Origin of the sequence: Kiloniella litopenaei, assembly GCF_000982415.1 — a bacterium.
In the GTDB taxonomy this organism is placed as follows: Bacteria; Pseudomonadota; Alphaproteobacteria; order Kiloniellales; family Kiloniellaceae; genus Kiloniella; species Kiloniella litopenaei.
On sequence record NZ_LANI01000019.1, the window covers coordinates 78580 to 105187 of the forward strand.

Here is a 26608-nt window from a genome sequence, read left to right on the forward strand (position 1 = left end):
TGAAATACATACCAGTAATGTTTGTGATGTTTTACGGAAAAGGCCTACTGCCATGAGAAAAAAACGATGAGCAGAAAACGTTTTGCATTTGTTGCTTCTGAAACCGAACGAGCAACTAACGCGCTGGAGTGCCTAAAGAACAAATATCAAGCTGTGTCCCCTGACGAAGCAGATGTAATTGTTGCATTGGGCGGTGACGGTTTCATGCTGGAAACCTTGCACCAGTTTATTGGGCTAGACGTTCCTATCTATGGAATGAACCGGGGTACAATTGGCTTTTTGCTTAATGAATACAACGAAAGCCAACTGGATCAGCGCATTGAGAAAGCCTTAAAAATTACCCTGCACCCTCTACGCATGTGTGTTGAGACCGTTAGCGGACAAAAATTTGAGGCCCTGGCAATCAACGAAGTATCTCTCCACCGGGACAGCCGACAGGCAGCCAGCATAGGTATCGACATTGATGGCATCGAACGCATGCAAGAACTTGTCTGCGATGGGGTAATCTTGTCCACCCCAGCAGGAAGCACAGCCTATAATCTCTCGGCTCATGGACCAATCGTACCTATTGGTGCGTCTCTGCTAGCCATGACACCCATTAGCGCTTTTCGGCCTAGACGTTGGCGCGGCGCTCTGCTGCCCGCATCAGCAGAAGTCACCTTTAGAACCCTGGACACAGAAAAGCGACCTATATCAGCAACTGCTGATTTTACAGAAATTAAACATGTCAAACGGGTCAGCGTACGTCAGGATGACAGCGTTGATATGAATCTTCTTTTTGATGAAGAACACAATCTGGAAGAACGCATTATTCGCGAACAGTTTCTTCCTTAACAAACGTTGTTTTTATCAAAGGCCTGCACAAAAAAGCGACGATAAGATTAAAGCAAAATAGAGAAAACTTCAAAAGCCCGTCAACAGCTGTCGGCAAGCTATTAACGGGCTTTGTAAAGTTCCAACAAAGGAAGTTACGCTAAACCTTCTTTTCAGAAGAACCCGATAGCGCGTCGGGGCAGGGTAATTTGTCTTAGCTAACCCAAAAAGGCTTACATGCTTCTTGGTAAGCAGCCTGAGCTGTAATTCCCATATCCTGCAACAGATGGGCATCAGCATCACGAAGGCTGGCACGTTCGCTCAAACGATCTTGCCACATAATCAACTTTTGGACGATGCTCGCAAATGGCGCCGTGAAAAAAGATACATCCTGCCTGTTCTTATGCAACTGACCAAAAGTATAGGTTTTGTGCATTGTTACATTTGCCATAACAGTTCTCCTTATCCAAAATAATGCGTCTCAATCGGCCGCGTGTCTCTGTCTTCTTTGATACAGCTAAAATATGACCGTTTGATTTCAATCTCAAACGATGTTATTTCATATATCGGATTAGATTTTTTAATGTGAAGCCATGCTAAGACCTCTGCCTCCTTTAAACGCGTTGCGTGCCTTTGAAGCCGCTGCTCGCCAGCTTTCCTTTACAAAAGCAGCACAAGAACTTTTTGTTACTCAAGCCGCGGTTAGCCATCAGATAAAATCACTCGAAGATCATTTGGGGATTCAGCTTTTCCGCAGAATGAACAGACGTCTTATCCTTACAGATGAAGCACAAATTTTATTGCCGGCGGTCAGCGAAGCCTTTGACATCATAAAATCAACCACCCAGAAGCTTTACGATGGCGGCGACCGTGGCACACTCAAAGTGTCTGTCATGCCATCCTTCGCAGCAAAATGGTTATTACCACGCTTGCCAAAATTCCGGCGAAAGCACCCTGAAATCGATATTCTGGTGTCAGCGACCATTACAAAAAGTAATTTTTCTCGCGATGATGTTGATCTTGCGATCCGGTTTGGTGCCGGCCAATACCCAGGCTGTCGTGTTGACAAGATGATGGAAGATGAAAGTCTTGTTGTCTGTAGCCCACACCTTCTCGATGGCGACCCGCCTCTGCGCACCCCGCATGATCTGAAATATCATACATTGCTTCATGATGATGTGGGCGAAGAACCCTTTGCTGTTAACTGGCGGCGATGGTTACATATCGCGGGGGTCACCGATATCGATCCAGACAAGGGTCCGGGATACAACGATTCAAGCCTTATCCTTCAGGCTGCGATAGAAGGACAAGGTGTCGCCTTGGGACGCACATCGTTAACTTACGACGATCTGAAAGCGGGACGATTGGTGTGCCCCTTTGGCCCCAAAACCCCCTCGACCTACCAATACTATGTCGTGACACCACAAAGCACATCAGAAATAACCAAAATCAAAGCGTTTAGGGAATGGTTACTGGATGAAGCCACAGCAGATGATTTTGTACCCAACGTGCAGGTTGATTTGGATAGAGCAAAAGAAAGAGGAGAAATTGGTCCTGTAACAATTAACACAGGTACAGCTAACACCAGTACAATCGAAACAGGAAACCATATTAAAAACGACGGGGATTAAAACAGTAAAAGCTAATCATAAATCCTAATTTAAGTTCTAAATCAACTCTTTGCTCTCGTTAAAAAATGTGTTCCTTGTATCGGAAGAAGTATCGGGAAAATTCAAAAAAAATTTAAAATTCCAAAAACGAATCATTGACATAAAGCTGCTTTCGGGCGAGAGATTTCCCCACAGAGTGTCCTAGACAACACGTGCGGACGTGGTGGAATTGGTAGACACGACGGACTTAAAAAATTGAGTGCCTTTGGGGAAACCCAGAGAGTAGAACTGCTCAAATTCGGGGAAAGCTTAGATCGCAAGATAATGCCAATCCCGAGCCAAGCCCAAAACTTGAAAAAGATTTGGGAAGGTGTAGAGACTAGACGGGCAGCACCTACGACAAGGATCAGTGAGTTAGACCTTGTTATGGTGAAGGGATAGTCCAGACCACAAACGCGCGGTGTTTACACCAAAGGCGTGGCAGCGAAAGCTGTAGTTGGTATGAAAATCCGTTGGCTTCGGCCGTGCGGGTTCAAGTCCCGCCGTCCGCACCACTCTTCTTTTAGGAAGAAGAGATCGTTGTCAGAACATAATCTTGCTCTCTTATGAAATTTTGCGTTTTCATTTTTATCCAAAGAGCTCTTGTTTCACGCAAACTCCCAGAACACCAACCCAGAACACCAGAATGCCCGAGCTGAAAAATGCATGATAACACCTTACCTCTTTTCTTCTTTGGGTCCTTGATGGATCAGGATGTCCTCGAAATTGTTCTGGGCCGTTCAGTTGAAATCCAGAATTTCAAACAAGGTATTCTGGTCGGGTATCAATGCGAACGCGAAGCTAAAGAAAGTTACCCTGTTCTCATCCCAAGCCCCGGACAACAGGCTAAAGTGCTCATTGCCGAGACCCTATCGACAACAGATATCGACCGTATTCTTTTTTACGAGACAGGTGAGTATGATTTTGCCCGATTCAATCCATTAGTCGATGGCAAAAAAATTACTGCGCTTGGCTTTGCAACTGGTGAAGACATTGCATCTTCAGGCGAACGGTGGCACCTGAATATCTGGCAAAAGAAAGACAAGGCAGCGTTTTTACCCCTAGCTGAACGCTTTATGGAAGCATATGGGAAAATGACCCTGGCCGAAGCCTTACGTTATTGGGATGATCTTGTGCTGGATTTCGAGCAAGACAAGAAAGCCACAAACCCTTCACTTGCCAGTTAAAAAAGCCCTTCGCAATACGAAGAGCTTTTATCACTGCCTCATTATCTGGGGACTGAATTTATAGATTAACTATGCAAAACCCGCATGTCATCACTATTAAGAAAGCCGGATAAACGTTCGGCTATTTTTTCTGGTGAATTTCTGAATTTCAATCCAACCTGAAGTCCATGACGCCACATTACCTCGCCACCAAAATGAACAGACCCCGGTAAAATAAGAGTAACTTCACTATTCAACGGAACAGTATCTGCTAGCTGTACCTTCACACCCGTAACAGAAACATCCACGACCTCACAGCTTGTAGATAGCTCAGGACCAAACTTTAGGCTTCCACTCAGGGCAGCCCCAACCCGCGCCTTTCCGCGACGCTCTTCTACATTTGCTTTTAGTGCATCTTGCATTTCTATCGATCCCCCGTCGATTTCATTGCATTTCCATAAAATCCCATATACTTCAAAATGAACCAAGAATGAAAAAAATACAAGAAAATAAACTGGTAAAAAGACAAATAATTCAACAATAATAACACCTAGACAGTGTCATTTATGGTTAATATTTTTAAGTATAACTCTTATGTTATGATTTTTATTCTTATTGATACTGCAAAAAAATAACGCCTTCCCCTTAACCAAAAGGATAAGCGTTATTTTATCATTTCCAGGTTACATATAGTTGTTAAGAACGACATCCACCGCTTTTTCGCACTGATCTAACACTCCTTCATCTGTAGATCGCATAACAATACGAACACCAGTACCGCCACGTCCCATAAATGGATAGCTGCCAATATCAACATCAGGATATTTTTTTTGTATATCACCAAGGTCCTTGGCGATATCACCTTCTTTGGCATTAGAGGTCAATGTCTTTGAAATCATGGGTTTTCCGCCCGTCAACCCCGGTGCCAACTTTGAAAACATTGACTGCATAATCTTCGGCACGCCAGCCAAAACAAAAACATTTTCAATCTGGTATCCTGGCGCAACAGATATATCGTTTTCAATCAGCTTAGCCCCTTGTGGCACATGGGCCATTCGCAATCGAGCTTCAGTTAACTGATCTTCCCCGTAAAAGGACAGCATTGCCCGGTGCGCATCAGGGTGCAGAATCAAAGGCACATCAAAAGCATCTGCAACACATTGTGATGTTATGTCATCATGGGTTGGGCCAATACCACCAGTTGTAAAAACATAATCAAAAGCACAGCGTACTTCATTTACTGTGTGCATTATCCGCTCTGGAATATCAGGTACGACCCTAGCCTCTTCCATTCTAATCCCGATTTCATTTAATTTCTCACCAAGAAAGGAAAGATTTGAATCCTGGGTTCGACCTGAAAGAATTTCGTTCCCGATAATGACCAAACATGCTGTATAGATGCGTTCCATAATACCTCTTCAAACTCCGCCTATAATTATCGACAAGGTATGCAATCAAAGTTCTCCATTGATTACATACCTCAGAACCTTGACAACTTCGTCAGGTGTGCGGGTAACAGCAAGTGCAGCTGCATCAACCTCTTTCAAAGCGTGCTGGTGGTCTGGCCCATGCATAATAATCAATGACTTTCCAAGTGCAGATGCATATCCCGCATCAAAAGCGGCGTTCCATTGTTTGTATTTCTCGCCAAAGCAAACAACAACGATATCTGATTTTTCAATGAGCGTACGAGTACGGATTGCATTTACCTTGGCGCCCTTATTATCGTGCCAGAATTTATCGTCCTCTGCGCCAAGTATAGAAACTCCGCAATCGTCAGAAGAGGCATGGTCCGTAACAGGTGCGTAGGTTTCAATCGGCAAATCCAAAGATTGTATCTGCTGTTCAATCTCTTCACGCCAATTTGTATGAATTTCACCAGATAAATAAATCTTCCAGTTCATAGCAATTTTATCCTTACAAAAAACAAAAGGGGTAATAGCCAGGATATAATGTGTATCCATCGCCTTGAATGAATTGCCCTGCAGGCTACAGAGAATGAACAGCAGGAACAACTAGCTTCTCTCGCTTTACAAGAAGTTTAGCATTGTCCTGTGCCCTGGATGTCGATTATAAACGATAATAGTAAAAGGATTATCCATGAACTGGCATTTAACAACAGCAGCAAAGCAACTAGTAAAGCTCGGGCTTTTACTACAGTTCCTTGCTGTTTCATTAATGCCGCAAGGCATGATGACCAGTTATGAAAACAATTCTTTTACTTTGGTTATTTGCACCCCTGACGGTATCAAAGAAATTTCTGTACCTGCAGACGGTGAAAAAAAGGCTGAAAGTGGATCTGGTTGTGTTTTCTCACTTCATGCAGATCAGCATTTCATTCCGCTTACCAAGTTTGCTGAACGCGCTGTTCCTCCTACAATCTCTACAAATAGAGTTCCTGACAGCCACTTAACAGAACTTCAAAGGCATCTAGCCTACGGATCACGGGCACCTCCTGTTTACTCCTAGTAACAATATCAATCACCCGTTGACGGTAGAAAACTACGCATAAGGATTTCTTCGTGTACAGCACGTCGGAAACTTTCGCGGCTTAACCTCTCTAGCGTCAACGCAAAGAATAATTGTCTCATATTAATGAGAATACTCAGGAGTTTTTCGTGTCAGATATGACAGCAAATAATCTATCCATGAATGATCATGGCGCAGAGAGCACATCCACAACAATTTCACAAAAATTCTATCGCGCCGCCTGGCGTTGGCATTTTTATGCGGGCCTTTATGTCATTCCATTTCTTCTGGTACTCGCGGTAACCGGGTTGATTATGGTTTATTTTAATTCCATTGAAACCCGCTTTGGTGAAAAGCTTTACGTGACCCCCCAAGCAGAAATGTTATTACCGACAGAGCAGTTAAAAGCTGTATCCACAGCTTTCCCAAACAGTGCCATTACCCAATACATGCCGCCCCCCGAAGCTGATCGTACCAGCCTTTTCACAATCAAGCTTGATGGCGTAAAAACAATTGTCTCCGTTGACCCTTACACCGCCAAAATTATTGGCACTGTCGAAAAAGATTCGACCTGGTTTTACTTTGCCAGCGATATTCATGGCAGTTTACTAATCGGTGACCTTGGGGATCGTTTAATAGAGATTGCAGCGGGCCTAACCATCGTCTTGATTGTAACAGGTCTATATTTATGGTGGCCTCGTGACGGCAAGGGATTAAAACGAGTTTTTGTCCCTAACCTCTCTGAAAAAGGACGCAGCTTCTGGAAAGAACTCCACGTATCAATTGGCTTTTATATATCCGTCATATTGTTCTTCTTCTTGATTTCCGGGCTATCGTGGGCAGGCGTTTGGGGTGGAAAATTTGTTCAACCCTGGAGCACCTTCCCCGCAGAAAAATGGGATAATGTTCCCCTTTCTGACGAAGTCCATGGCATGATGAATGATGGCGCCGTGAAAGAAGTTCCCTGGGGACTTGAACTGACAAAAATGCCTTTATCAGGCTCTGACGCAGGAACACTTGGCATTCCCGAAGGATATAAAATCAACCTGAATTCAATGGTTGTCCTCGCCCGTGGCATTGGTTTTGACAAACAATTCCGCATCAATCTGCCCGGGTCATCAACCGGGGTTTACACCATATCAGCAGACTCTATGGACGGTGATACTGATACACCAACGGGCGACAGAACCGTTCACGTTGACCAATACAGCGGCAAGGTACTCGGCAAAGTTGGATATGAAGATTACTCATTAATGGCAAAATCAATGGCTGTTGGTATTGCCCTTCACCAAGGCGACATGGGATGGTGGAACTCGATCCTTAACGCCCTGTTCTGCCTCGCAGTGATTTTTCTATGCATTAGCGGAGTTGTTATGTGGTGGATACGCCGTCCCAAAGGCGCGGGCCGTCTTGTTGCACCACCTCTCCCACAAAACCTGCCTCTATGGAAAGGAGCCGTATTTATTATGCTCCTTCTGTCGTTAGCATTTCCTCTAGTCGGGCTTACCCTTCTTGCTGTGCTTGCAATAGACCTGCTTGTACTTTCACAACTACCTTTCTTAAAACGTGCCTTTAATTAGGCTACAACAACAAAGGGAGGCTTCTAAGCCTCCCTTTTCTATATACTCAAATTAAGACAGCTTGCAGCCCCCTCGCCAAACAATCATCAATACAAGCGCCCTTTATTAACGTTGATAATATCCCTTTGTATTCATGCAACGATTAAAGTGAATAGCCTGTCGCTTTCTAACATCTTTTTTGTCAATATTCTGACGCAGCGTTAAAAGGGACGAAGTCCCTCCGCCATGACTATCTCCAAAACTGCCACCCCGATCATCTTCAATTCTTGCATCGTGTGCTACGAGACCTCTTGCATAATAATGGCAGGACGCTACATCATTTTCATAGTCAACTTCGGTCTTTGGCGTTTCAGCAGAATAAAGCTTTCCATCAGGTGCTCTGATAATCGGCTGCCCCTGTGCCGGGAGTTGATCCTGAGTTTGAGCAGGTGACGCAGACGGATCAGCAGAACCATAAGGATAGCTATTCGTCACGGGTTGATCACTGATACTTAAACCATCTGCTGTTTCGTTCACTGTACCTGTAACGTTCTGATTAATGACTTCATTTGAATTTCCACTCGAAACATGTCCACTGGATACATCCCCACTGGGGGGCACAGCCAAGGTTGAAGGTTCCGACGTGTAGGTTTTCGCGGGTTTCTCGGGAACCGCTTGTTCACTTTTGCCGCCAAATGCACACCCAGAAAGCAGGATAGCAAGAACAGAAGCAGTAAGAACATAACGGCAATTCATGGAAATTCTCCCGAGATTTAATGGGTAAATCAATGGACAAACACCTGTAACTCAACAGGACTGGCACAAATAAAAACAGCAAAGAATATCTTAGTAACACCTTGTACTGGCTTACAAGTCTTTGGCAAGTGATATAAATGGTACTTGGGCACCTTTTCAATTAACACCGCTTACCTTACACAACACATATGAGTTCTTTATTAATTTCCCTTGCTATAAAAAGTATGAAACGACTAAGGTCATTTAAAAGAGGATCTTATGAAATTTGACACTCCCCTTATCCCCGGAAAACTCATAAAAAGATATAAACGCTTCCTGGCTGACGTAGAGCTGACGGACGGTTCAATAGTAACTGCGCACACGACCAATACAGGCTCAATGCTTGGACTTATCGAAGCAAATTCACACGTCTGGCTTTCAGAATCAGACAACCCGAAACGCAAGCTGAAATACACCTGGGAAATCGGGGCGGCGGGGAAAGCACCTGTGGGGGTTAACACGGCTATTCCCAATAAACTCGTCTTCGAAGAAATATCCTCGGGCAATATCCCGCTACTGACAGGCTATACAACAATCAAACGGGAAGTGAAGTACGGCCAGAACTCTCGTATTGATGTCTTTCTGCAAGCCAAGGGAAAAGCTGATTGTTATGTCGAAATTAAATCCGTCACCCTAAGCAGAGAACCTGGAATCGCAGAGTTCCCGGACGCTGTTTCTGCCAGAGGCACAAAGCACCTTCAGGAGCTGGGGGACATGATAGAAGAAGGCCACAGAGCCGTCATGTTCTATCTTGCACAACGGAGTGATTGCACCCGTTTTGTTCCCGCCAAGGATATTGATCCTGTCTATGCTGACGCGCTGAAAGTCGCAATCACCCGTGGGGTTGAGGTTATCGCCTATGGCTGTAATGTCACGCCAGAGGGAATTCACTTGGATAAGCCGCTAGAGCTAGGTATATAGGCTTGAATGATCGTATTATAGATACAATACGTAAATAAACGACGTATTGATAAGACACGCAAGAAATGGAAGAAATAACGTGATCGACAATCTGACACGTGAAGAACGACAGTTTGTAACCTATACCGAAGAAGACTTTGCCGGCATGCGCAAAGCTGGGCGACTGGCTGCCGAAACTCTGGATTTTATTACACCTTATGTTCAACCAGGCGTTTCCACAGGCAAACTCAATGATCTCTGCCACGAGTTTATTACCTCGCATAACGCAGTTCCCGCACCGTTGAACTACAAGGGCTTTCCAAAATCAATCTGTACGTCCGTCAACCATGTTGTCTGTCATGGTATTCCCGGCGAAGACAAAATTTTGCGCGATGGCGATAGCCTTAACATTGATGTCACCGTGATCCTGGACGAATGGCATGGCGATACCAGTCGCATGTTTTTTGCTGGAAAACCAAATGTAAAAACCAAACGCCTTAGCGAAGTGACCTACGAATGTTTGTTACGTGGCATCGAAGTGGTTAAGCCCGGCGCAACACTTGGTGACATTGGCCACGCCATTCAAACCTATGCCGAAGCCAACCGCTTTTCAGTCGTCGAAGATTTTTGCGGTCATGGCATTGGCCGCAGCTTCCACACTCCTCCAAGCGTTCTGCACTATGGACAAGCCGGCAAAGGGGCACGCCTGTTAGAGGGCATGATCTTTACGATTGAGCCCATGATTAACGGAGGCAAATATGCAGTCAAGGTCCTCAACGACGGCTGGACAGCTGTTACCAAAGACAAATCTCTCTCGATGCAATACGAACACACTCTCGGCGTAACAGCAGATGGATGCGAGATTTTCACACTTTCCCCCAAAGGCTGGCATAAGCCACCTTATGATTAAAAGTTTTTAAATTGGGATACCTCCTCTTAAATCTGGACTGACTCAGGCATTGGTTTGAAAACAGAAAAACCCCATTATCATGGTCATCGCGATAGATTGCGTCAGCGCCTGCTGGAAAAGGGCGCTGAAAGCTTCGCTGATTATGAAGTGCTTGAGTTCCTTCTCTTCGGAGTTAATCCCCGTGGCGACACAAAACCTCTGGCTAAAAAGCTAATTGAAACATTCGGGTCGCTGGCCGAGGTTTTTGCCGCCTCACCCGATGAGTTAAAACAAGTGGCGGGCGTTGGCGATGCCGCAGCATCGCTTCTCAAGTTGATCCCCGAAGCAGCCCGGCGCCTGACCAAAGACGCTATTCTGGAACAACCAGTCATTGATAGCTGGGATCGGCTTGTTGAATACTGCACGATTGTCATGGCCCGGGAAAAGATAGAACAGTTTCGGCTTCTTTTCCTCGACCGGAAAAATCGGTTGATTGCTGATGAAATTCAGCAAAAAGGCACAATCGACCACACACCCGTTTACCCGCGTGAGGTTGTTAAACGTGCGTTAGAACTCAGTGCCTCTGCCCTGATTATGGTGCACAACCACCCCAGTGGTGACCCATCACCATCGCAAGCGGATATCGCCATGACCAAAGAAGTCAAAGAAATTTGTGGAAAGCTTGGTATTGAACTTCACGACCATTTGATCATCAGCAAAACAGGTAACAGCAGCTTTCGACAACTCGGGCATCTGTAACCAATAAAACCTACTTAAAACAACGATGACCCAGCCCGTAAAATTTCTCTGGCTAGGGCTGCGGACTTAAACAATACTGACCACGCACAAGCGTCTATAGTTTGTTAATGCCAGCAATCAGAGGAAAGCCTTCTATGAGCACAGCCGTTATTGTTATTGATATGCAACAAGGACTGGTTGCCCCTATGCCACAGCCTTATCAAATAGCCGAGGTTATCAAACACATTAATCAAGTCACAGAGGAAGCAAGACAAAAGAAGATCCCTGTTTTTTTTGTCCATCACGAATCTCCAGAATCAATTGTGGAATATGAAAGTTCAGGCTGGCAACTTGCTGAAGGTCTCAAACAGAGCAAAGATGACAAAATAATCCGCAAAACCACACCGGATTCCTTTCTTCACACCAGTTTGGAAGCAGAACTAAAGTCATTAGGTGCAACAAAGCTGGTTATAACCGGTTATGCCACTGAGTTTTGTGTTGATACAACAATCAGAAGGGCGGCAGGCTTGGGATATGATATAACTCTTGTTGCTGACGCTCATACAACCCACGACAAAGAACATGCCTCAGCCGAAAAAATCAGGGCGCATCACAATGCAACTCTGCCCAACATAACAAGTTTTGGCTCTCAAATTACGGCAGTTTCTTTATCCGAATTAACCCTCTGATACAGATAAATTACTCCACGAACATTAGAAGTTCTGCGGCATATTCCTGACAAATAAAAGGCAGAAAGGATAATTACAAACCTTTCTGCCTTTTATTGTATATCGTCCCTTTTAATAAGGGATTTTTCAAAAATCAGGCGATCAACTTATTGGGCCTTAACCTGACGCAAACGATACCAGAAAGAAAAGAGATAGAAGAACAGGAAACAAGCGACATAAAATTCGCTAAGCTCGTTCAAATCCATATCAAAGTACATATGCTCGTCTAACCGAGTCCATTTCTGGAACAGCTGCCGGAGTACGCGGCTGATAAGGCAATAAATGGTTACAGGCAAACCGACAACAGTCGGGAAAAGCCAATAGAGCGCACTTCCCATAGCTGGCTTTGCCATATATCCAAATTTGATAATTAACGGAATAACAATTGTTCCGATCGCCATTCCGATCATGATAATTGATTTTATTGTCGTATCATGACCGTTAAGCGTATTGTGGAAATTGGTCTCATTATGGTCGTTAATGGCAGCCAAGCCTTCTGGCGTTTCCCATTGGAACCAATGTTGCCCCCAGCTCGCTTCCTCACCCGCAGCAATGAACACTGCAATCGTACAAAGCATCAGCCAATGGCCAAGATATTTCGACGGTAGGTTGGCACGCATACGCCAAGCCAAAAAGCCAAAAACAACTGCTGGCACCAACAGAACAAAAGCAGCATTTTCAACAATACCGCGCCGTTCGCTCTCAATATAGTATTCGTACTCTGCCCAATCCGGGAAAATTGTACGCCCGATAACCATCACGACAACCATTAACAATGGCATCCACATCCAATAAAGCTTGGAAAAGTCAGTTAGGTTATCAGCATTATTTGCTGAATTTTGTGTCACATCCGCCTCAATGAATTTTTCATTAAATTTTTATGGTCAGGGGCTATAGCACAAGAAACGGGTTGTTAAAAGGCAGAGGTAAAAAGACATAAGGTTGCATGTATAGACCACAGTTCTCATCAAATCAGGCTAAGCTCGTAACGACAACAAATACTATAGTCAGGAAGAAAGAATAGGATAAATTCACTATAACGGTTGACAGAAGCTGACAACTTCGCTTGTTTCACCCTGAGATTGTTGGCAGTAAAAATTTGCCATGACTTTGTGCACTTTCCCAAAGGAACAAAAGCACCATGATCCCGCGTTATAGTCGCCCAGAAATGACTTCAATCTGGGAAGCAGAAAATAAATTCCGTATCTGGTTTGAAATTGAAGCTCATGCTTGTGACGCCCAGGCGTCTCTGGGTGTTATCCCAAAAGAAGCAGCCGCCGTTATTTGGGAAAAAGGTCAAAAGCCATATACCCCAGAACGCATCGCGCGGATTGATGAAATCGAGGTCGAGGTCAAACACGACGTAATCGCTTTCTTGACGGAACTTGCCGAAAACGTTGGTGAAGAATCCAGATTTGTACATCAGGGCATGACATCTTCGGATGTATTAGACACATGTTTGTCTGTGCAAATGTCACAGGCCGCAGATATTTTGCTTTCTGATATGGACCGCTTGCTTGCCGCCTTGGAAAAACGTGCCAAAGAAACCAAGCACATGGCTTGCATTGGTCGTTCCCACGGCATCCATGCTGAACCTGTGACCATGGGCCTTAAGTTTGCCCGTTTCTACGCCGAGATGGATCGAAATAAAAAACGTCTGCAACAGGCGCGTGATGAGATTGCAACCTGTGCTATTTCCGGTGCAGTCGGTACCTTTGCCAATGTTGACCCATCTGTTGAAGAGCATGTCGCCAATAAGATGGGTCTGACGCCTGAGCCAATTTCAACGCAGGTCATCCCTCGCGATCGCCATGCAAATTATTTTGCTGTTCTGGGTATCATCGCTTCTTCCGTAGAAAACATTGCCACTGAAATTCGCCATCTACAGCGCACAGAAGTCCGCGAAGCACAGGAATATTTCGCACCAGGCCAAAAAGGCTCTTCTGCGATGCCGCACAAACGCAACCCAATTCTGACCGAGAATCTGACCGGGTTGGCCCGTATCGTTCGTTCCGCGGTTACACCAGCGCTTGAAAATGTCGCGCTGTGGCACGAACGAGATATTTCGCACTCATCTGTCGAACGTATGATCGGTCCTGATGCCACTGTAACGCTGGATTTTGCTCTTAACCGTCTTGCTGGTACCATCGAAAAGCTTGTGGTTTACCCACAGAATATGCTGGATCACATGAATAACTTTGGCGGTATTCACGATGCCCAGCGTGTTCTTTTATATCTCACACAAAACGACGTCAGTCGCGAAGATGCCTATCGTATCGTTCAGCGCAATGCCATGCGCGTTTGGAAAAGCTATGGTATTGACCCCGACAATCCGGATTCACCAGCGGAACTGGACGCTGTAGAAAAAGAAGCGCAAGAGCACGATAATCGCTTCTTCTTCTTTATGTCCAAAGACGAAGGTCTGATGGAAATTTTGAGCGTGGAAAAACTCAGTAAACTTCTGGATGAGGATTCCATCAGCTATCACACCAAAAATGTAGATCGTATTTTCGAACGTATTTTTGGGAAGTAATAAAGTCATTGTACTGTACAAAAGAGCCCCTTTTGGGGCTCTTTTTTGTGTGAACCTTGTTTCTGAACAAGCTTATTCGTTTTTTACAGCCTCTATAGCCTGAAGCATAAAGTCCTGAATTTGTCTCTCTATACGATGTTCAGACTTATGCACACCATGACGATTAAAATCGTCGACAATCTTCACTTGTAAGCGATCACGCCCTGTATCCTTTATATGCAGTTCAACCAACTCTTCTGCATATTTCTCGGCATCACTCTTGGAAAGCTCCATTAAGTCGCCGGCCCAAAGCCCCACTAATCTATTACGACGTATTTTTGCTTTAAAGAGGATATTTTGCTCATGCTTAAACTTGTTTTCATGAGCTTCTTTCAATTCCTGTAATGCGTCCATATTTACATTTCCCTGAAAGATACTGAAATATACCTGTATCGTTCAGTATAGCTGCAACTTAATAACCAAAAGTTTATTACTCCAGCTTTTGGCTATCTATTCAGGAATTTTATAAAATAATACACTCAAAACCAAAAAGGAGCTATCAATAGAAAGCTCCTTTTACATAACCCTATAAACAAAATTTCGGGTGCTACTCGCTCATAAGCTGCTTTTTGGCTTCTTCCATTAACTCAGCCATTTGCCGCTCCAGCTGATGTACGGATTTATCAACATTACGGCTTTGAAAATCCTTGAGAACTTTTTGCTTCACGTCCTCGTCACCAGGCTCAATCAAATCTGCCTTGATAACAGTCTTTGCATATTCTTCAGCAGCATCCCCTGTGAGTCCCATCAGGTCAGCCGCCCAAAGCCCAAGCAGTTTATTACGGCGCGCTTCTGTTTTGAACCGCAACTCTTCATCGTGCTGGTATTTGTCTTCAAATGCCTTTTCGCGGTCACTAATGTTCGTCATAAAACAAAGACTCCTTGCCTGAACTGAATTGTTATTCTTGAATTTAAACCAAACGATTATTCTAATCCGCAATCAGCTTATTTAATAACTGAAAGCTATTCAACGAACCATCTGTTATATATTTTGTCACACCCCTTCACTTCTGCAAGGGAAACTCGTTAATTATATTAATATAATTACATTTTATAGCAGGAACCCATTTTATAGTAGGAACAATGTGTACCGTTACCCTCCTCTCTCGACCCGGTCATAAATGGCCCCTTTTATTTGCAGGCAATAGAGACGAAATGAATAATCGTCCCTGGCTTCCCCCCAGACGTCATTGGGATGACCGACCTGAGATTGTAGCTGGCTTAGATGAACTTGCCGGAGGTACCTGGCTGGGGGTAAATGATTATGGTCTTCTCTCATGTGTCTTAAACCGTAAGGGAAGCTTGGGCACACAAGACGACAAACGCAGCCGAGGTGAACTGGTTCTTGAAGCTTTGGATCACGCGGATTCTTACGATGCAGCAATGGCACTTGCTGATTTAAATACCGCAGCCTATAGAAGCTTTAATCTAATCGTTGCCGATTATAAAAAAGCTTTCTGGTTGCGCAATGACACAGAAAATGGCCCCGGCGCAGTCGAAGTTTTTCCCATCCCCAAAGGTGTTTTTATGATTACCGCTGGTGACGGGAATGACGACAGTCCTCGTATTGCAGCTCACAAACAAGATTTTGAAAATGCTATCCCTGATATAGATACAAATGACTGGTCTGGCTGGAAAGAAATTCTGGCACGCAAAAATAATGATCCAAAGACAGCAATGACCGTTGAAACCGAAACAGGATTTGAAACCAGTTCCTCTTCTCTTATCGCCCTTCCTGCTCCCGAGACCACGACAGATTCAGGGACTCCAGAAAAAATAAAATGGTGGTTTGCCAATGGGAAACCCAGCGATGTTTCCTTTGAAGAAGTGCAGATATAAAACCAACCAAGATAACTCAAGCAGAAAAATACCAGATAAATAAACACCCCTTCAATCAGAATGACATGCAATATTAAGCAGTTAATCCTGTTAAAACCCAAAGAGCTTGTTTTCAACAAATTCTATCTGATTGAGAAAGGCAAAGTGGGATTGTTTTCTATAGCATAGGCTGCTATATGGACCGCGAATGTATAGGAATGGAAACAAACCCCCATCCTTTGTTATCTCTTTCTGGGTAGAAGCCCAAAGGACTGAGCGAATGCCAGGCAAGCCACATTTCAAAGGCAAACCATTGGCCTCTTTAACAGGCGTATTATCTTATCGCCTGCCATCCTTGCCTGTCGGCTTTGGGCCGATCCAGTCGCGTCAAGTCCGATCGCATCAATTGATGCACAGTTTTTGCAAATCCTCAGTGACATTATCCAGCGGATTAAGACACACACTAATCCTGTCTGTCATGGCATGTCTTGGTATGTCATCGGGTAAGACTGTAAATGAAATCTGGGCCTAAAGGTCCATTGTAGCGGGGGCCTTTAAAAGGTCCCCAAGTTGTTTAAACGAAAGTAGCCTATCAGAAGCCAATAAAAGAAAACGGCTTCTGTTCGCAACTGAATAATGGAGAATACGGGTGAAAGCGCGCATCCATGTCACTCTGAAAAACGGAGTCCTAGATCCCCAAGGCAAAGCGATTGAACACACACTGGGCTCTTTGGGCTTTGATGGTGTTAACGAAGCACGTCAGGGAAAATTCATCGAACTTGATATTCAAGAGACTGATGAAGCAAAAGCACGCGAAACCGTTACAGCCATGTGCGAAAAGCTTTTGGCAAACACTGTGATCGAAAACTATTCCATCGATCTGGAACAGTAAGTTCGTGCTTTTGCGGAAACAAATTTCTGCAATCACGACCAAAGATCTGTAATGGCTTACTGTAATTTCAAACTACGAGGAACTAGCCAATGAAAGCGGCGGTTATCGTTTTCCCAGGATCCAACTGTGACCGAGACATTCAGGTCGCATTGCGTCAATCCATGGGATCTGAACCCCAGATGGTCTGGCATAAAGATGCCGACTTTGATGATGTTGATCTAATTTGCCTGCCTGGCGGATTTTCCTATGGCGACTATCTTCGCTGTGGTGCCATGTCAGCGAAATCACCCGTTATGAAAGAAGTTGTTGCCCGCGCCAACAAAGGCGTCCCTGTTCTTGGTATCTGTAATGGTTTTCAGATCCTGACAGAATGCGGCCTTGTTCCTGGCGCCCTTATGCGTAATAGCAACCTCAAATTCGTCTGCCGGGACGTTCATCTCAAAGTAGAGCGCAACGACACAGTCTTCACAAAACAATATCAGGCAGGACAAAACATCCGTATCCCTGTTGCCCACCACGATGGAAACTACTTCGTGGATGCAGACGGCTTAAAAGCCTTGGAAGACAACGGACAAGTCGCTTTCCGCTACAGCGCCGAAGATGGTAGCGTTAGCGATGCAAGCAACCCCAACGGCTCTCTCAATAATATTGCAGGCGTTTATAACAGCAAAGGCAATGTTCTTGGCATGATGCCCCACCCTGAACGCCTTTGCGAAGATGTTCTTGGTGGTACAGACGGGCGTCCCATGTTTGACAGCCTTGTTGCGGCCCTTTCATAAGGTGATAATAAAATGAGTGAAATTACCCCTGAAATCGTCGCCGAACACGGTATCAACGAAGAAGAATATGCCCTTGTTCTCGAAATTATGGGTCGCGAACCCAATCTTCTGGAACTCGGTATCTTCTCGGTCATGTGGTCCGAACACTGCTCGTACAAGTCATCCAAAAAGTGGTTAAAAACCCTTCCAACCGAAGGGCCACAGGTCATTATGGGCCCGGGTGAAAACGCTGGTGTCATTGACATTGGTGACGGTAATGCCGCCATTTTCAAAATGGAAAGCCACAACCACCCAAGTTTTATCGAACCTTATCAAGGTGCAGCCACTGGTGTCGGCGGTATCCTGCGTGATGTCTTCACCATGGGTGCACGCCCGATTGCCAATGTAAACGCCCTGCGTTTTGGTGAGCCTGACCATCCGAAAACACGTCACCTCGTATCTGGCGTTGTTGCTGGTGTTGGCGGCTATGGTAACTGCGTTGGCGTTCCAACAGTTGCTGGTGAAGTTGAGTTTGATCCTTCTTATAACGGTAATATCCTTGTAAACGCGATGACCGTCGGCTTGGCAAAGGCTGACCGTATCTTCACGGCCCAGGCATCTGGCGTAGGCAACCCGGTTGTTTATGTTGGTTCCAAAACCGGTCGCGACGGCATTCACGGTGCGACAATGGCGTCTGCTGAATTTGATGATGCCTCTGATGAAAAGCGTCCAACCGTACAGGTTGGGGACCCCTTCACTGAGAAGCTTCTTATCGAAGCCTGCCTCGAGCTAATGCAAACAGATGCCATCGTGGCCATTCAGGATATGGGAGCTGCCGGTCTGACTTCTTCATCCTTTGAAATGGCTTCTTCCGGGGACATGGGTGTTGAACTGGATCTCGATCAAGTTCCACAGCGCGAAGAAGGTATGACTCCATACGAGATGATGCTTTCCGAAAGCCAGGAACGCATGCTGATCATCCTCAAGCCCGGGAAAGAAGATCTTGCGCGTTCTATCATGGAAAAATGGGATCTTGATTTTGCCGTTATCGGAAAGCTGACTGACAGCAAACGTATGGTCCTGAAGTTCCATGGCGATGTCGTTGGAGATCTTCCGATCAAGCCATTGGCACACCATTCCCCGGAATATGATCGTCCGTGGGTACCGACACCAGATTCCAAAGACGTGTTGGCAAGTGATATCAGCGAAGCAGCCGACACAACCGATGCTTTGAAAACCTTGATGAGCTCCCCGAATATGTCCAGCCGCCGCTGGGTATGGGAACAGTACGATCACATGGTGATGGGTGATACAATTCAACGCCCGGGCGGTGATGCTGGTGTTGTTCGTGTTCACGGAACCAATCGTGCGCTTGCTGTGACATCTGACTGTACGCCACGCTATTGTAAAGCAAACCCTGTTCGCGGTGGTGCACAGGCTGTTGCCGAAACCTATCGTAATATTACAGCGGTTGGTGCTACACCTTTGGCGATTACCGATAACATGAACTTTGGTAACCCGGAACGTCCAGAAATTATGGGACAATTTGTAGGCTGTATCGAAGGTATGCGTGATGCTTGTCTTGCTCTGGATTATCCCGTCGTATCTGGTAACGTTTCTCTCTATAACGAAACCAACGGCAAAGGTATTCTACCAACCCCCGTTATCGGTGGCGTTGGCCTGATTAAAGATTCAGATAAAACAGCCACAGTTGCCTTTGGTTCAGAAAACGAAAGTCTGGTTCTGATCGGCGATTCAATCGGCCATGTTGGCATGTCTATCTATCTCGATGTGATCGAAGGACGCCGCGAAGGAAATGCGCCGATTGTTGATCTTGCTGCTGAACGCAAAAATGGTGAGTTTGTTAGATCACAGATCGAAGCTGGCTTTGTAGAAAGCTGTCACGATCTCTCTGACGGTGGTCTTGCCGCGGCGGTAGCCGATATGGTTATTGCATCAAACATGGGTGCCGAGGTCATCAAACCTGCCGACGTTGAAACACCGACAACGGCTTGGTTATTTGGTGAAGATCAGGGTCGTTATCTGATTTCCATCGGCGATGCAGAGAGCTTGCTCGAAGCAGCTGAAGAGGCTGGTGTTTCGGCTGTTGTTGTTGGACGTACAGGCGGCAATGACTTGACGCTACCGGGTGGAAGCACCATATCCGTTGCAGAGCTTCGCGAATGCAACGAAGCATGGATGCCAAACTATATGGCTGGATAGTTTGATATCTATCCTATGGAAAGAAATTTTGACGCAGGAGAGGATTAAACATACCTCTCCTGTAGATCTTTTCGAACAAGCTTTGTAGTGTGGTATCTGAAAAGGATTGAGAATCCAAAATAAGCTTCTCAGTCTAAACCGGAGAAATGAGAACAAGGACAGTATTTATGCCGATGAACCCTGCAGAGATCGAAGCACTGATTCGGGATGCACTGCCCGAAGCAGATGTAACCATTGAAGATCTTCGTGGTGATGGTGATCACTATGCAGCTTACGTCGTTTCGCCTGCCTTTGAAGGGAAGACCCGCGTGCAACAGCACCAGATGGTTTACCAAGCCCTTCAGGGACGCATGGGCAATGAGTTACACGCGCTGGCTTTACAGACCTCTGCCCCGCAGAGCTAAGCCACTCTATTAAATTAATACGATCAAGGAATAGACCTTATGGATAACGTTGTCGCTGAACGCATTCGTCAGGAAGTAAATGAAAACGACGTTGTACTTTTCATGAAAGGTACACCTGTATTTCCACAATGTGGGTTTTCCGCAACTGCGGCACAGATATTGACCCACCTTGGCGTTAAATTTACAGGTATTGACGTGCTGCAAGACCCAAGTATCAGACAGGGCATCAAGGATTTCAGCAACTGGCCAACAATTCCTCAGCTTTATGTGAAGGGTGAGTTTGTAGGTGGTTGCGATATTCTTCGTGAAATGTTCCAAACTGGTGAACTTCAGCAGTTCTTCAAAGACAAGGGATTAGAAGCGCAAGAGCAAGCTTCTTAAGACGCTTTGATAATCGAAAAAGGTCGCTTATGCGGCCTTTTTTTTACCCTAAAACTCACAATTAAATCGATTGAACGCCCAAGAGAATAAGGCATGACCAGATTCAAACTCCTTACGCAGCTGCTCACAGTTTCCGGCTTTCTCTTCTTGCCTATAAATAACATAGCCTTTGCCAACCCAATAAATCCCTATCCAGAGAAAATCAAAGAAGCCCTGGTCAAATATAATATCGACGAAAGTAAAATCACCTCACAAAAAACGATTAGAGATTTTCGTAACAAGCGCAGGATATTTGGATACGATACTTATATTTGGTTTGAAGATTGCAAAGGTTACTTACAAATTGTTCAACATCGTTTTGGGCGGGTTGATCAGATTTACACAATAGGCGAATGTAAATTCCCCGGTATAGAGAGCTTCTAAGTTTCTTCAAAATGCTGTGATTTAAGAACTGCGAAGACAGAATTTGACTAAAGAAACAAAAAAGGTTGCCAGTAAAACTGACAACCTTTTTTTGATAACCATTTGATGCCAGCGGAAACCACCAGCAGAGTTTTCGTCTCGAATTAACGAGAGTAAAACTCGATGATCAGGTTTGGTTCCATCTGAACTGGATATGGAATATCAGCAAGTTCAGGAACGCGAACGAAAGTAGCTTTCATCGCTTTTGGATCACAGTTTACATAATCTGGAACTTCACGCTCAACAGATTCAACCGCTTCCAGAACCATTGGGATCTGACGGCTTTTCTCTTTAACTTCGATCACATCACCTTCTTTAACAAGGTAAGAAGGAATGTTCACTTTTTTGCCGTTTACAGTTACGTGACCGTGGTTCACGAACTGACGTGCAGCAAATACAGTCGGTACGAATTTCGCACGGTAAACAACAGCGTCCAGACGGCTCTCAAGGATACCAACAAGGTTCTGACCTGTGTCACCTTTACGACGGTTAGCTTCTGCGAAGTAACGACGGAACTGTTTTTCACCGATGTTGCCGTAGTAACCTTTGAGCTTCTGTTTGGCCATAAGCTGTGTACCAAAGTCAGAAGTCTTACCTTTGCGGCGTTGGCCATGCTGACCAGGGCCGTAGTCACGACGGTTTAGGGGGCTTTTTGGGCGACCCCAAAGATTAACGCCAAGACGGCGATTAATTTTATATTTAGCAGCGATACGCTTGGACATTTCTGATATCCTATATATTAAGTTTAGTGTCCCGGTAGTTCCAATCAAGGACGGGGAACAGGCCCGTGGCCGCCCCACTTTCCCGGGAATGCAGGCGCGACTATACGGATACACATCCAAAAGTCAAACCTATTTCCTGCTGTACAGATTGCAAAGCCTGCGTAAGATGCCTCTCAACATCTTTCCTGCAGGTCGGCAGAACCATCCATTTTACGAGGTTAAACCAATGGCAATCCACTTTTCCGAAGAGGAACTGGCCCAACGCCGCCAAAAAACCATTGAAGAAATGATCAAGAGAAACTTGGACGGAATGCTGATTTTTCGCCAAGAATCAATGTTTTACCTAACCGGATACGATACCTTTGGATACGTTTTTTTTCAGTGCCTTTACCTCGGTTCCGATGGTACGATGACACTGCTGACCAGATCAGCAGACCTGCGACAGGCAAAACACACATCCATTATTGATGATGTAAGAGTATGGGTTGATGGACCCGACGCAACACCGGAACTGGAGCTTCGAAAGATTCTCGACGAGCATGGTGGCAAGGATAAAACCTTTGGAGTCGAACTGGAAGCTTATGGATTAACCGCCAGAAATGGCCGTCGTCTTTATGCTGCACTGGATTGCTTTTGCCGTCTCGAAGATGCTTCAGATCTGGTTAGTCAACTCAGGGTCATCAAAAGCCCCGCAGAGCTTGGCTATGTGCGCAAAGCAGCTGAGTTAGCCGATAATGCCCTGCGCGAAGCAAATGAACTTTGCGTCCCCGGCGCGTTCGAAGGGGATATCCTCGCCGCCATGCAGGGGGCTGTCTTTAAAGGCGGCGGGGACTATCCGGGAAATGAATTTATCATTGGTTCCGGACAGGACGCCCTGCTCTGTCGTTACTTCACGGGGCGTCGACATCTAGACGCAGAAGACCAGATCACACTGGAATGGGCTGGTGCTTACCGCCACTATCATGCCGCCATGATGCGTACCATCGTAATTGGCCCCCCCAGCGTCCGTCAGATTGAGATGCACAAGGTGGCAACAGATGCCATGGCTGCCTGTATGGAGACGCTTAAACCGGGCGCGGCTGTCGGTGATGTTTTTGATGCCTATGCGCGGGTTGTTGATGATGCAGGCATGCAGGAACACCGCCTTAATGCCACCGGATACAGTCTGGGGACCACTTTTGCCCCAAACTGGATGGACTGGCCCATGTTCTATCATGGCAATCCTGTAGAAGTGCAGGAAAAGATGGTCTTCTTCCTCCACATGATCCTGATGGATAGCGACAACAACACTGCGATGTGTCCTGGTCAAACTGTTGTCGTTACGAAGGATGGCTGTGAAAATCTCTCAAAGATGCCGCTGGATCTGATTGCAAACGGATAAGATAAAAAGAGCGCAAAGTCGTAGGTTCAACCACCTTTCTTTGCGCTCTTCTTTCCCTGCCCAAATTATTCTTTCGGTTTTTGGACCCGAGGACCAAGCTGTAATGTCTTCACCACACCATGCAGTGTATTGACTTCCTGATCCGTTAAATGAGCCCGTTGGAAGATATTTCGTAAATTCCGCACCATGTTCGGGCGTTTTTCCGGCGGCCAGAGGAAACCGGATTCATCCAATGCGGCTTCTAGACGTTTGTAAAAATTCAACAATTCATCTTTTGTCGCTAATGGGGAACTCCCCAGCAAAAGCTCTTCATCCGGTACATCTACCCCCTGTTGAAACCATTCATAGGCAATCAACAAGACGGCCTGCGCCAGATTCAAAGAGGAAAATTTGGGGTTCAGCGGCACCGAGATCACAGTGTCCGCCAAAACAACATCATCATTATGCAGGCCCGCTTTTTCCGGGCCGAAAAGAACACCCACCTTCTGACCAGAGCGATCAAAGGCGCGCATTTCTTTGGCAGCATAATGGGGAACCGCAACCGGTTTGGTCATGTCCCGTGTGCGGGCCGTCGTGGCATAAACTTTATGCAGATCGGCAATTGCCTCTTCTGTCGTTTCGAAAACTTTCGCTTTTTCCAATACTTCAATTGCGCCTGCCGCCGACGCTTCCGCCGCCGGGTTGGGCCATCCGTCCCGGGGTTTGACAAGGCGCAGTTCTGTCAGCCCGTTGTTCAACATGGCACGGGTTACCATCCCGATATTTTCACCGAGCTGAGGTTTTACCAGAATAATCGCCGGGCCACCTGTGTTTGAAGCTTGAGCCAAAGCTGGTTGTGTGGAATCAGTACCGGCCACTGTCTTCTCCGTTTTCGAAATCAAACGCCTGTTTAAATACTTTTTGCTTTTTCATGGAAAAGCTTCCATGTGATGCCATCGTTGATCGCATTATAGGACGCATCAATAATATTGGGCGAAACCCCAACGGTGGTCCATCTGCGCCCCGTACTATCACCCGATTCAATCATCACACGTGTCACCGCCCGCGTTCCGTCTTGTGGCGTCAGAATGCGCACTTTGTAATCGAGAAGTACCATATCCTCGAGTTCCGGATAGAAAGGCAACAGCGCTTTTCGCAGGGCGCAATCCAACGCATTCACCGGACCGTTCCCGGTTGAAACTTCCATTATTTCATTACCGCCAACATCCAGACGAACGGTGGCCTCGGACTCAGTCACCAGATTATGTTTTGCATCCCAACGTCGGTCGTCCATAACCCGAAAACGCGAAAGAGAGAAGTATTTCGGCACTTCGCCAAATGCCCGTCGCGCCAACAGCTCAAAACTCGCCTCGGCACCATCATAGGAATAACCCTCGTACTCCCGGTCTTTTACCCGCTGCAACAAGGTTGTCATCTTGCCGTTGTCCTGAACATCCAGATTGATATTCATATCCCGGAACATCGCCAAGACGTTTGAACGTCCGGCCTGATCCGACACAACAATATGACGTCTGTTGCCAACATCTTCGGGATTTATATGTTCATAAGTCTTGGGATCTTTTTCAACAGCCGAAACATGCAATCCCCCCTTGTGGGTAAAGGCAGATTGCCCGACATAGGCTGCGTTGCTGGATGACGCACGGTTCAGGCGCTCATCCAACATATGAGACACAGAGGTCAAGCGCTTGAGCTGCGCATCACTGACACCGATATCATAAGATGTTTTAAGCTTTAGCGATGGGATCAGCGAGACAAGATTTGCATTACCACATCGCTCGCCCAACCCGTTAAGAGTACCCTGAATTTGACGCGCACCAGCTTCAACCGCCGCCAGCGAGTTTGCAACAGCATTCTCGGTGTCATTATGACAATGTATACCAAGATGCGTGCCGGGAATTTTATTTGTCACTTCACTCACGATTTGACGAATTTCCTGTGGCAGAGTTCCGCCATTGGTATCGCAAAGAACGATCCAGCGCGCCCCGGCATCATAAGCAGATAACAGGCAGTCCATGGCAAATTGCGGATTTGCTTTATAACCATCAAAGAAATGTTCTGCGTCAAACATTGCTTCGCTCTTACGTGCTTTCAGAAAGGCGATGGACTCGCCAATCATGTCGATGTTTTCTGTTCTTGGAATATCCAGGGCAACATCCACGTGAAAGTCCCACGTCTTGCCCACAATACAAACGGCATCTGCAGCGGAATTAACCAGCGGCGCAAGCCCGGGATCATTTTCAGCAGATCGTCCGGGACGACGTGTCATCCCAAAAGCGACGAATTGCGCCACTTTAAGATCAGGGCGTTCATTAAAGAACTCGTTATCCGTCGGATTGGCCCCCGGCCATCCCCCCTCAACATAATCAACGCCAATCGTATCCAGCCCCATGGCAATGGCAATCTTATCAGCAACAGAGAAATCAACCCCCTGTGTTTGCTGCCCATCACGCAAAGTGGAATCAAATAGATAAACGCGGTTTTCGTTTAGGGTTCCTGACGACATTTTATTACAAGTTTCTTTGTGAAATTGATTTATACCTGCTTTTGACCATACAGATACGAAAAGGTCAATGTTGCAGCCATGGTTCAAGATATTCTGTCATGGAATCACATCTACAACTTCCCAAGACAACAAGGATCGGTTTACAATAAAAACGCAATAAAGCAGCCGCCAAACTCTCCTGTAAATCACTCCTTTATTTGTTCGTGATAGGACTAAGAAATTATTTCATGGAAAATCCTGTCATTAAGCAACCATTTATAACTTCAGGCCATCAGGTTTTTTCCTGGTTATGGTTCCTATTTTCACCAAAAGGGCGTATTTCAAGTTTCGACTATTGGTTTATATATTTTATGCCACTTATAGCGCTCTGTATCGTCTTTATCAGTGTTTATATACACATTGGAACCTATATCCCTGGAATTCTCAAAGATTTATTCCTCGGTATTTTTGCCCTCGGCACCCTCATTCCTTCGATATTAATCCATGTCAAACGTTGGCATGATCGAGACAAAAGTGGTTGGTGGACCCTTATCATTTTTGTTCCTATCATTGGTGCTTTTTGGGTTTTCATCGAGTGCAGCTTCTTGAGCGGCACAGCAGGACCTAACCGTTTTGGGCCTTCACGGTTCCCTGAAGAACAGAATATCAACGAAGTTTTTGAATAGAGCCTTGTGATTATCTTCTAAACATACAAAACAGTAGGATCACAACCATAATAATGTTATATAAGCAACCGACTTAAATCGTACTTAAGTTAGTTTCTATTTTATTTAATGAATCTGGGGG

31 protein-coding genes are annotated in these 26608 nt (G+C 45.6%); 20 read left to right on the forward strand and 11 right to left on the reverse strand.

The genetic code is table 11. The features are described from left to right. Positions 1 to 66: 66 nt before the first annotated feature. A complete protein-coding gene (locus WH95_RS13110) occupies positions 67 to 834 on the forward strand; it encodes an NAD kinase (RefSeq protein ID WP_046507998.1) in 768 nt (255 codons plus the stop codon). Positions 835 to 1027: 193 nt separating this feature from the next. On the opposite strand, the gene WH95_RS13115 is transcribed toward WH95_RS13110, so the two are convergent. Then, on the reverse strand, positions 1028 to 1264 hold the full coding sequence (locus WH95_RS13115; RefSeq protein WP_046508000.1) for a DUF1127 domain-containing protein: 237 nt from the start codon (positions 1262 to 1264) through the stop codon (positions 1028 to 1030). A 142-nt stretch (positions 1265 to 1406) separates the two neighbouring features. Between WH95_RS13115 and WH95_RS13120 the strand changes: the two genes are divergently transcribed. Beyond that, entirely contained in the window at positions 1407 to 2444 is a 1038-nt protein-coding gene (locus tag WH95_RS13120; protein WP_082114146.1) for a transcriptional regulator GcvA, read from the forward strand. A 680-nt stretch (positions 2445 to 3124) separates the two neighbouring features. Then, positions 3125 to 3649 (forward strand): gamma-glutamylcyclotransferase family protein, encoded by a 525-nt coding sequence (locus WH95_RS20665; protein ID WP_082114147.1) that lies wholly within the window; start codon positions 3125 to 3127, stop codon positions 3647 to 3649. A 65-nt stretch (positions 3650 to 3714) separates the two neighbouring features. On the opposite strand, the gene WH95_RS13135 is transcribed toward WH95_RS20665, so the two are convergent. The 3 genes from WH95_RS13135 to WH95_RS13145 form a co-directional block, all read right to left on the reverse strand. Further along, on the reverse strand, positions 3715 to 4050 hold the full coding sequence (locus WH95_RS13135; protein ID WP_046508004.1) for a PilZ domain-containing protein: 336 nt from the start codon (positions 4048 to 4050) through the stop codon (positions 3715 to 3717). A 261-nt stretch (positions 4051 to 4311) separates the two neighbouring features. Continuing rightward, complete coding sequence (locus WH95_RS13140) at positions 4312 to 5037, reverse strand: competence/damage-inducible protein A (RefSeq protein WP_046508007.1); 726 nt, start codon at positions 5035 to 5037, stop codon at positions 4312 to 4314. Positions 5038 to 5082: 45 nt separating this feature from the next. Further along, positions 5083 to 5532, reverse strand: coding sequence for a YtoQ family protein (locus tag WH95_RS13145; protein WP_046508149.1), 450 nt, complete (start codon positions 5530 to 5532; stop codon positions 5083 to 5085). A gap of 196 nt (positions 5533 to 5728) precedes the next feature. Here WH95_RS13145 and WH95_RS13150 point away from each other — a divergent pair, with 196 nt between their 5' ends. Next, positions 5729 to 6097 carry a DUF2946 family protein gene (locus WH95_RS13150; protein ID WP_046508009.1) on the forward strand — a complete coding sequence of 123 codons (369 nt, stop codon included), beginning with the start codon at positions 5729 to 5731 and terminating at the stop codon, positions 6095 to 6097. A 158-nt stretch (positions 6098 to 6255) separates the two neighbouring features. Continuing rightward, positions 6256 to 7677: a PepSY-associated TM helix domain-containing protein gene (locus WH95_RS13155; protein ID WP_245622973.1), complete on the forward strand. Its 1422-nt coding sequence runs from the start codon at positions 6256 to 6258 to the stop codon at positions 7675 to 7677. Positions 7678 to 7782: 105 nt separating this feature from the next. Here the strand turns inward: WH95_RS13155 and WH95_RS13160 are convergent, their stop codons facing one another. Further along, on the reverse strand, positions 7783 to 8412 hold the full coding sequence (locus WH95_RS13160; RefSeq protein WP_046508011.1) for a hypothetical protein: 630 nt from the start codon (positions 8410 to 8412) through the stop codon (positions 7783 to 7785). A 258-nt stretch (positions 8413 to 8670) separates the two neighbouring features. On the opposite strand from WH95_RS13160, the gene sfsA reads away from it, so the two are divergent. The 4 genes from sfsA (at position 8671) to WH95_RS13180 (ending at position 11667) form a co-directional block, all read left to right on the forward strand. Next, entirely contained in the window at positions 8671 to 9372 is a 702-nt protein-coding gene (sfsA, locus tag WH95_RS13165; RefSeq protein WP_046508013.1) for a DNA/RNA nuclease SfsA, read from the forward strand. A 79-nt stretch (positions 9373 to 9451) separates the two neighbouring features. After that, positions 9452 to 10261, forward strand: coding sequence for a type I methionyl aminopeptidase (gene map, locus WH95_RS13170; protein ID WP_082114148.1), 810 nt, complete (start codon positions 9452 to 9454; stop codon positions 10259 to 10261). Positions 10262 to 10315: 54 nt separating this feature from the next. Next, positions 10316 to 10999, forward strand: coding sequence for a RadC family protein (radC, locus tag WH95_RS13175; RefSeq protein ID WP_052742012.1), 684 nt, complete (start codon positions 10316 to 10318; stop codon positions 10997 to 10999). A 134-nt stretch (positions 11000 to 11133) separates the two neighbouring features. After that, positions 11134 to 11667: a cysteine hydrolase family protein gene (locus WH95_RS13180; protein WP_046508017.1), complete on the forward strand. Its 534-nt coding sequence runs from the start codon at positions 11134 to 11136 to the stop codon at positions 11665 to 11667. Positions 11668 to 11813: 146 nt separating this feature from the next. Here WH95_RS13180 and WH95_RS13185 read toward each other — a convergent pair whose 3' ends face one another. Continuing rightward, on the reverse strand, positions 11814 to 12554 hold the full coding sequence (locus WH95_RS13185; protein ID WP_157845965.1) for a hypothetical protein: 741 nt from the start codon (positions 12552 to 12554) through the stop codon (positions 11814 to 11816). Positions 12555 to 12847: 293 nt separating this feature from the next. Here WH95_RS13185 and purB point away from each other — a divergent pair, with 293 nt between their 5' ends. Continuing rightward, entirely contained in the window at positions 12848 to 14239 is a 1392-nt protein-coding gene (gene purB, locus WH95_RS13190) for an adenylosuccinate lyase (protein ID WP_046508020.1), read from the forward strand. Between the two features lie 72 nt (positions 14240 to 14311). Here purB and WH95_RS13195 read toward each other — a convergent pair whose 3' ends face one another. Then, the gene (locus WH95_RS13195; protein ID WP_046508023.1) at positions 14312 to 14632 is read right to left on the reverse strand and encodes an ATPase inhibitor subunit zeta; all 321 of its coding nucleotides are present in this window, start codon (positions 14630 to 14632) and stop codon (positions 14312 to 14314) included. 193 nt (positions 14633 to 14825) lie between these two features. After that, positions 14826 to 15146, reverse strand: coding sequence for a DUF1476 domain-containing protein (locus WH95_RS13200; protein WP_046508024.1), 321 nt, complete (start codon positions 15144 to 15146; stop codon positions 14826 to 14828). Between the two features lie 215 nt (positions 15147 to 15361). On the opposite strand from WH95_RS13200, the gene WH95_RS13205 reads away from it, so the two are divergent. The 8 genes from WH95_RS13205 to WH95_RS13235 all read left to right on the forward strand — a co-directional run bounded on the left by WH95_RS13205 (position 15362) and on the right by WH95_RS13235 (position 21177). Then, positions 15362 to 16117 (forward strand): NRDE family protein, encoded by a 756-nt coding sequence (locus WH95_RS13205; RefSeq protein ID WP_046508026.1) that lies wholly within the window; start codon positions 15362 to 15364, stop codon positions 16115 to 16117. Positions 16118 to 16376: 259 nt separating this feature from the next. Next, a complete protein-coding gene (locus WH95_RS21285; RefSeq protein ID WP_157845966.1) occupies positions 16377 to 16628 on the forward strand; it encodes a hypothetical protein in 252 nt (83 codons plus the stop codon). A gap of 117 nt (positions 16629 to 16745) precedes the next feature. Then, complete coding sequence (purS, locus tag WH95_RS13210; protein ID WP_046508027.1) at positions 16746 to 16988, forward strand: phosphoribosylformylglycinamidine synthase subunit PurS; 243 nt, start codon at positions 16746 to 16748, stop codon at positions 16986 to 16988. 89 nt (positions 16989 to 17077) lie between these two features. Beyond that, positions 17078 to 17767, forward strand: a complete 690-nt coding sequence (purQ, locus tag WH95_RS13215) for a phosphoribosylformylglycinamidine synthase subunit PurQ (RefSeq protein WP_046508029.1) — start codon at positions 17078 to 17080, stop codon at positions 17765 to 17767. A gap of 12 nt (positions 17768 to 17779) precedes the next feature. Continuing rightward, complete coding sequence (gene purL, locus WH95_RS13220) at positions 17780 to 19969, forward strand: phosphoribosylformylglycinamidine synthase subunit PurL (RefSeq protein ID WP_046508031.1); 2190 nt, start codon at positions 17780 to 17782, stop codon at positions 19967 to 19969. A gap of 167 nt (positions 19970 to 20136) precedes the next feature. Then, on the forward strand, positions 20137 to 20373 hold the full coding sequence (locus tag WH95_RS13225; RefSeq protein ID WP_046508034.1) for a BolA family protein: 237 nt from the start codon (positions 20137 to 20139) through the stop codon (positions 20371 to 20373). 39 nt (positions 20374 to 20412) lie between these two features. After that, entirely contained in the window at positions 20413 to 20754 is a 342-nt protein-coding gene (gene grxD, locus WH95_RS13230) for a Grx4 family monothiol glutaredoxin (RefSeq protein WP_046508037.1), read from the forward strand. A gap of 93 nt (positions 20755 to 20847) precedes the next feature. Then, positions 20848 to 21177 carry a hypothetical protein gene (locus WH95_RS13235; protein ID WP_046508039.1) on the forward strand — a complete coding sequence of 110 codons (330 nt, stop codon included), beginning with the start codon at positions 20848 to 20850 and terminating at the stop codon, positions 21175 to 21177. 143 nt (positions 21178 to 21320) lie between these two features. Here WH95_RS13235 and rpsD read toward each other — a convergent pair whose 3' ends face one another. Beyond that, on the reverse strand, positions 21321 to 21938 hold the full coding sequence (rpsD, locus tag WH95_RS13240; protein WP_046508041.1) for a 30S ribosomal protein S4: 618 nt from the start codon (positions 21936 to 21938) through the stop codon (positions 21321 to 21323). On the opposite strand from rpsD, the gene WH95_RS13245 reads away from it, so the two are divergent. Beyond that, positions 21931 to 23319, forward strand: a complete 1389-nt coding sequence (locus WH95_RS13245) for a M24 family metallopeptidase (RefSeq protein WP_204247786.1) — start codon at positions 21931 to 21933, stop codon at positions 23317 to 23319. The genes rpsD and WH95_RS13245 overlap by 8 nt on opposite strands. 65 nt (positions 23320 to 23384) lie before the next feature. Here the strand turns inward: WH95_RS13245 and WH95_RS13250 are convergent, their stop codons facing one another. Then, complete coding sequence (locus tag WH95_RS13250) at positions 23385 to 24176, reverse strand: RNA methyltransferase (protein ID WP_046508042.1); 792 nt, start codon at positions 24174 to 24176, stop codon at positions 23385 to 23387. A gap of 32 nt (positions 24177 to 24208) precedes the next feature. Next, positions 24209 to 25822 (reverse strand): citramalate synthase, encoded by a 1614-nt coding sequence (gene cimA, locus WH95_RS13255; RefSeq protein ID WP_046508044.1) that lies wholly within the window; start codon positions 25820 to 25822, stop codon positions 24209 to 24211. Between the two features lie 227 nt (positions 25823 to 26049). Here cimA and WH95_RS13260 point away from each other — a divergent pair, with 227 nt between their 5' ends. After that, entirely contained in the window at positions 26050 to 26487 is a 438-nt protein-coding gene (locus tag WH95_RS13260) for a DUF805 domain-containing protein (RefSeq protein WP_052742013.1), read from the forward strand. Positions 26488 to 26608 lie beyond the last annotated feature (121 nt).

What these genes read in the sequence shown, in the direction of transcription:
- WH95_RS13110 (WP_046507998.1), top strand. Translation starts at nt 67, where the DNA reads ATGAGCAGAAAACGTTTTGCATTTGTTGCTTCTGAAACCGAACGAGCA.
- cimA (WP_046508044.1), bottom strand. Translation starts at nt 25,822, where the DNA reads ATGTCGTCAGGAACCCTAAACGAAAACCGCGTTTATCTATTTGATTCC.
- WH95_RS13200 (WP_046508024.1), bottom strand. Translation starts at nt 15,146, where the DNA reads ATGACGAACATTAGTGACCGCGAAAAGGCATTTGAAGACAAATACCAG.
- purB (WP_046508020.1), top strand. Translation starts at nt 12,848, where the DNA reads ATGATCCCGCGTTATAGTCGCCCAGAAATGACTTCAATCTGGGAAGCA.
- WH95_RS13225 (WP_046508034.1), top strand. Translation starts at nt 20,137, where the DNA reads ATGCCGATGAACCCTGCAGAGATCGAAGCACTGATTCGGGATGCACTG.
- WH95_RS13145 (WP_046508149.1), bottom strand. Translation starts at nt 5,532, where the DNA reads ATGAACTGGAAGATTTATTTATCTGGTGAAATTCATACAAATTGGCGT.
- WH95_RS13140 (WP_046508007.1), bottom strand. Translation starts at nt 5,037, where the DNA reads ATGGAACGCATCTATACAGCATGTTTGGTCATTATCGGGAACGAAATT.
- WH95_RS13180 (WP_046508017.1), top strand. Translation starts at nt 11,134, where the DNA reads ATGAGCACAGCCGTTATTGTTATTGATATGCAACAAGGACTGGTTGCC.
- rpsD (WP_046508041.1), bottom strand. Translation starts at nt 21,938, where the DNA reads ATGTCCAAGCGTATCGCTGCTAAATATAAAATTAATCGCCGTCTTGGC.
- purQ (WP_046508029.1), top strand. Translation starts at nt 17,078, where the DNA reads ATGAAAGCGGCGGTTATCGTTTTCCCAGGATCCAACTGTGACCGAGAC.
- WH95_RS21285 (WP_157845966.1), top strand. Translation starts at nt 16,377, where the DNA reads ATGCCAGGCAAGCCACATTTCAAAGGCAAACCATTGGCCTCTTTAACA.
- WH95_RS13160 (WP_046508011.1), bottom strand. Translation starts at nt 8,412, where the DNA reads ATGAATTGCCGTTATGTTCTTACTGCTTCTGTTCTTGCTATCCTGCTT.
- WH95_RS13135 (WP_046508004.1), bottom strand. Translation starts at nt 4,050, where the DNA reads ATGCAAGATGCACTAAAAGCAAATGTAGAAGAGCGTCGCGGAAAGGCG.
- WH95_RS13120 (WP_082114146.1), top strand. Translation starts at nt 1,407, where the DNA reads ATGCTAAGACCTCTGCCTCCTTTAAACGCGTTGCGTGCCTTTGAAGCC.
- WH95_RS13115 (WP_046508000.1), bottom strand. Translation starts at nt 1,264, where the DNA reads ATGGCAAATGTAACAATGCACAAAACCTATACTTTTGGTCAGTTGCAT.
- grxD (WP_046508037.1), top strand. Translation starts at nt 20,413, where the DNA reads ATGGATAACGTTGTCGCTGAACGCATTCGTCAGGAAGTAAATGAAAAC.
- WH95_RS13235 (WP_046508039.1), top strand. Translation starts at nt 20,848, where the DNA reads ATGACCAGATTCAAACTCCTTACGCAGCTGCTCACAGTTTCCGGCTTT.
- WH95_RS20665 (WP_082114147.1), top strand. Translation starts at nt 3,125, where the DNA reads ATGCATGATAACACCTTACCTCTTTTCTTCTTTGGGTCCTTGATGGAT.
- WH95_RS13260 (WP_052742013.1), top strand. Translation starts at nt 26,050, where the DNA reads ATGGAAAATCCTGTCATTAAGCAACCATTTATAACTTCAGGCCATCAG.
- sfsA (WP_046508013.1), top strand. Translation starts at nt 8,671, where the DNA reads ATGAAATTTGACACTCCCCTTATCCCCGGAAAACTCATAAAAAGATAT.
- WH95_RS13195 (WP_046508023.1), bottom strand. Translation starts at nt 14,632, where the DNA reads ATGGACGCATTACAGGAATTGAAAGAAGCTCATGAAAACAAGTTTAAG.
- purL (WP_046508031.1), top strand. Translation starts at nt 17,780, where the DNA reads ATGAGTGAAATTACCCCTGAAATCGTCGCCGAACACGGTATCAACGAA.
- WH95_RS13150 (WP_046508009.1), top strand. Translation starts at nt 5,729, where the DNA reads ATGAACTGGCATTTAACAACAGCAGCAAAGCAACTAGTAAAGCTCGGG.
- WH95_RS13205 (WP_046508026.1), top strand. Translation starts at nt 15,362, where the DNA reads ATGTGTACCGTTACCCTCCTCTCTCGACCCGGTCATAAATGGCCCCTT.
- WH95_RS13155 (WP_245622973.1), top strand. Translation starts at nt 6,256, where the DNA reads ATGACAGCAAATAATCTATCCATGAATGATCATGGCGCAGAGAGCACA.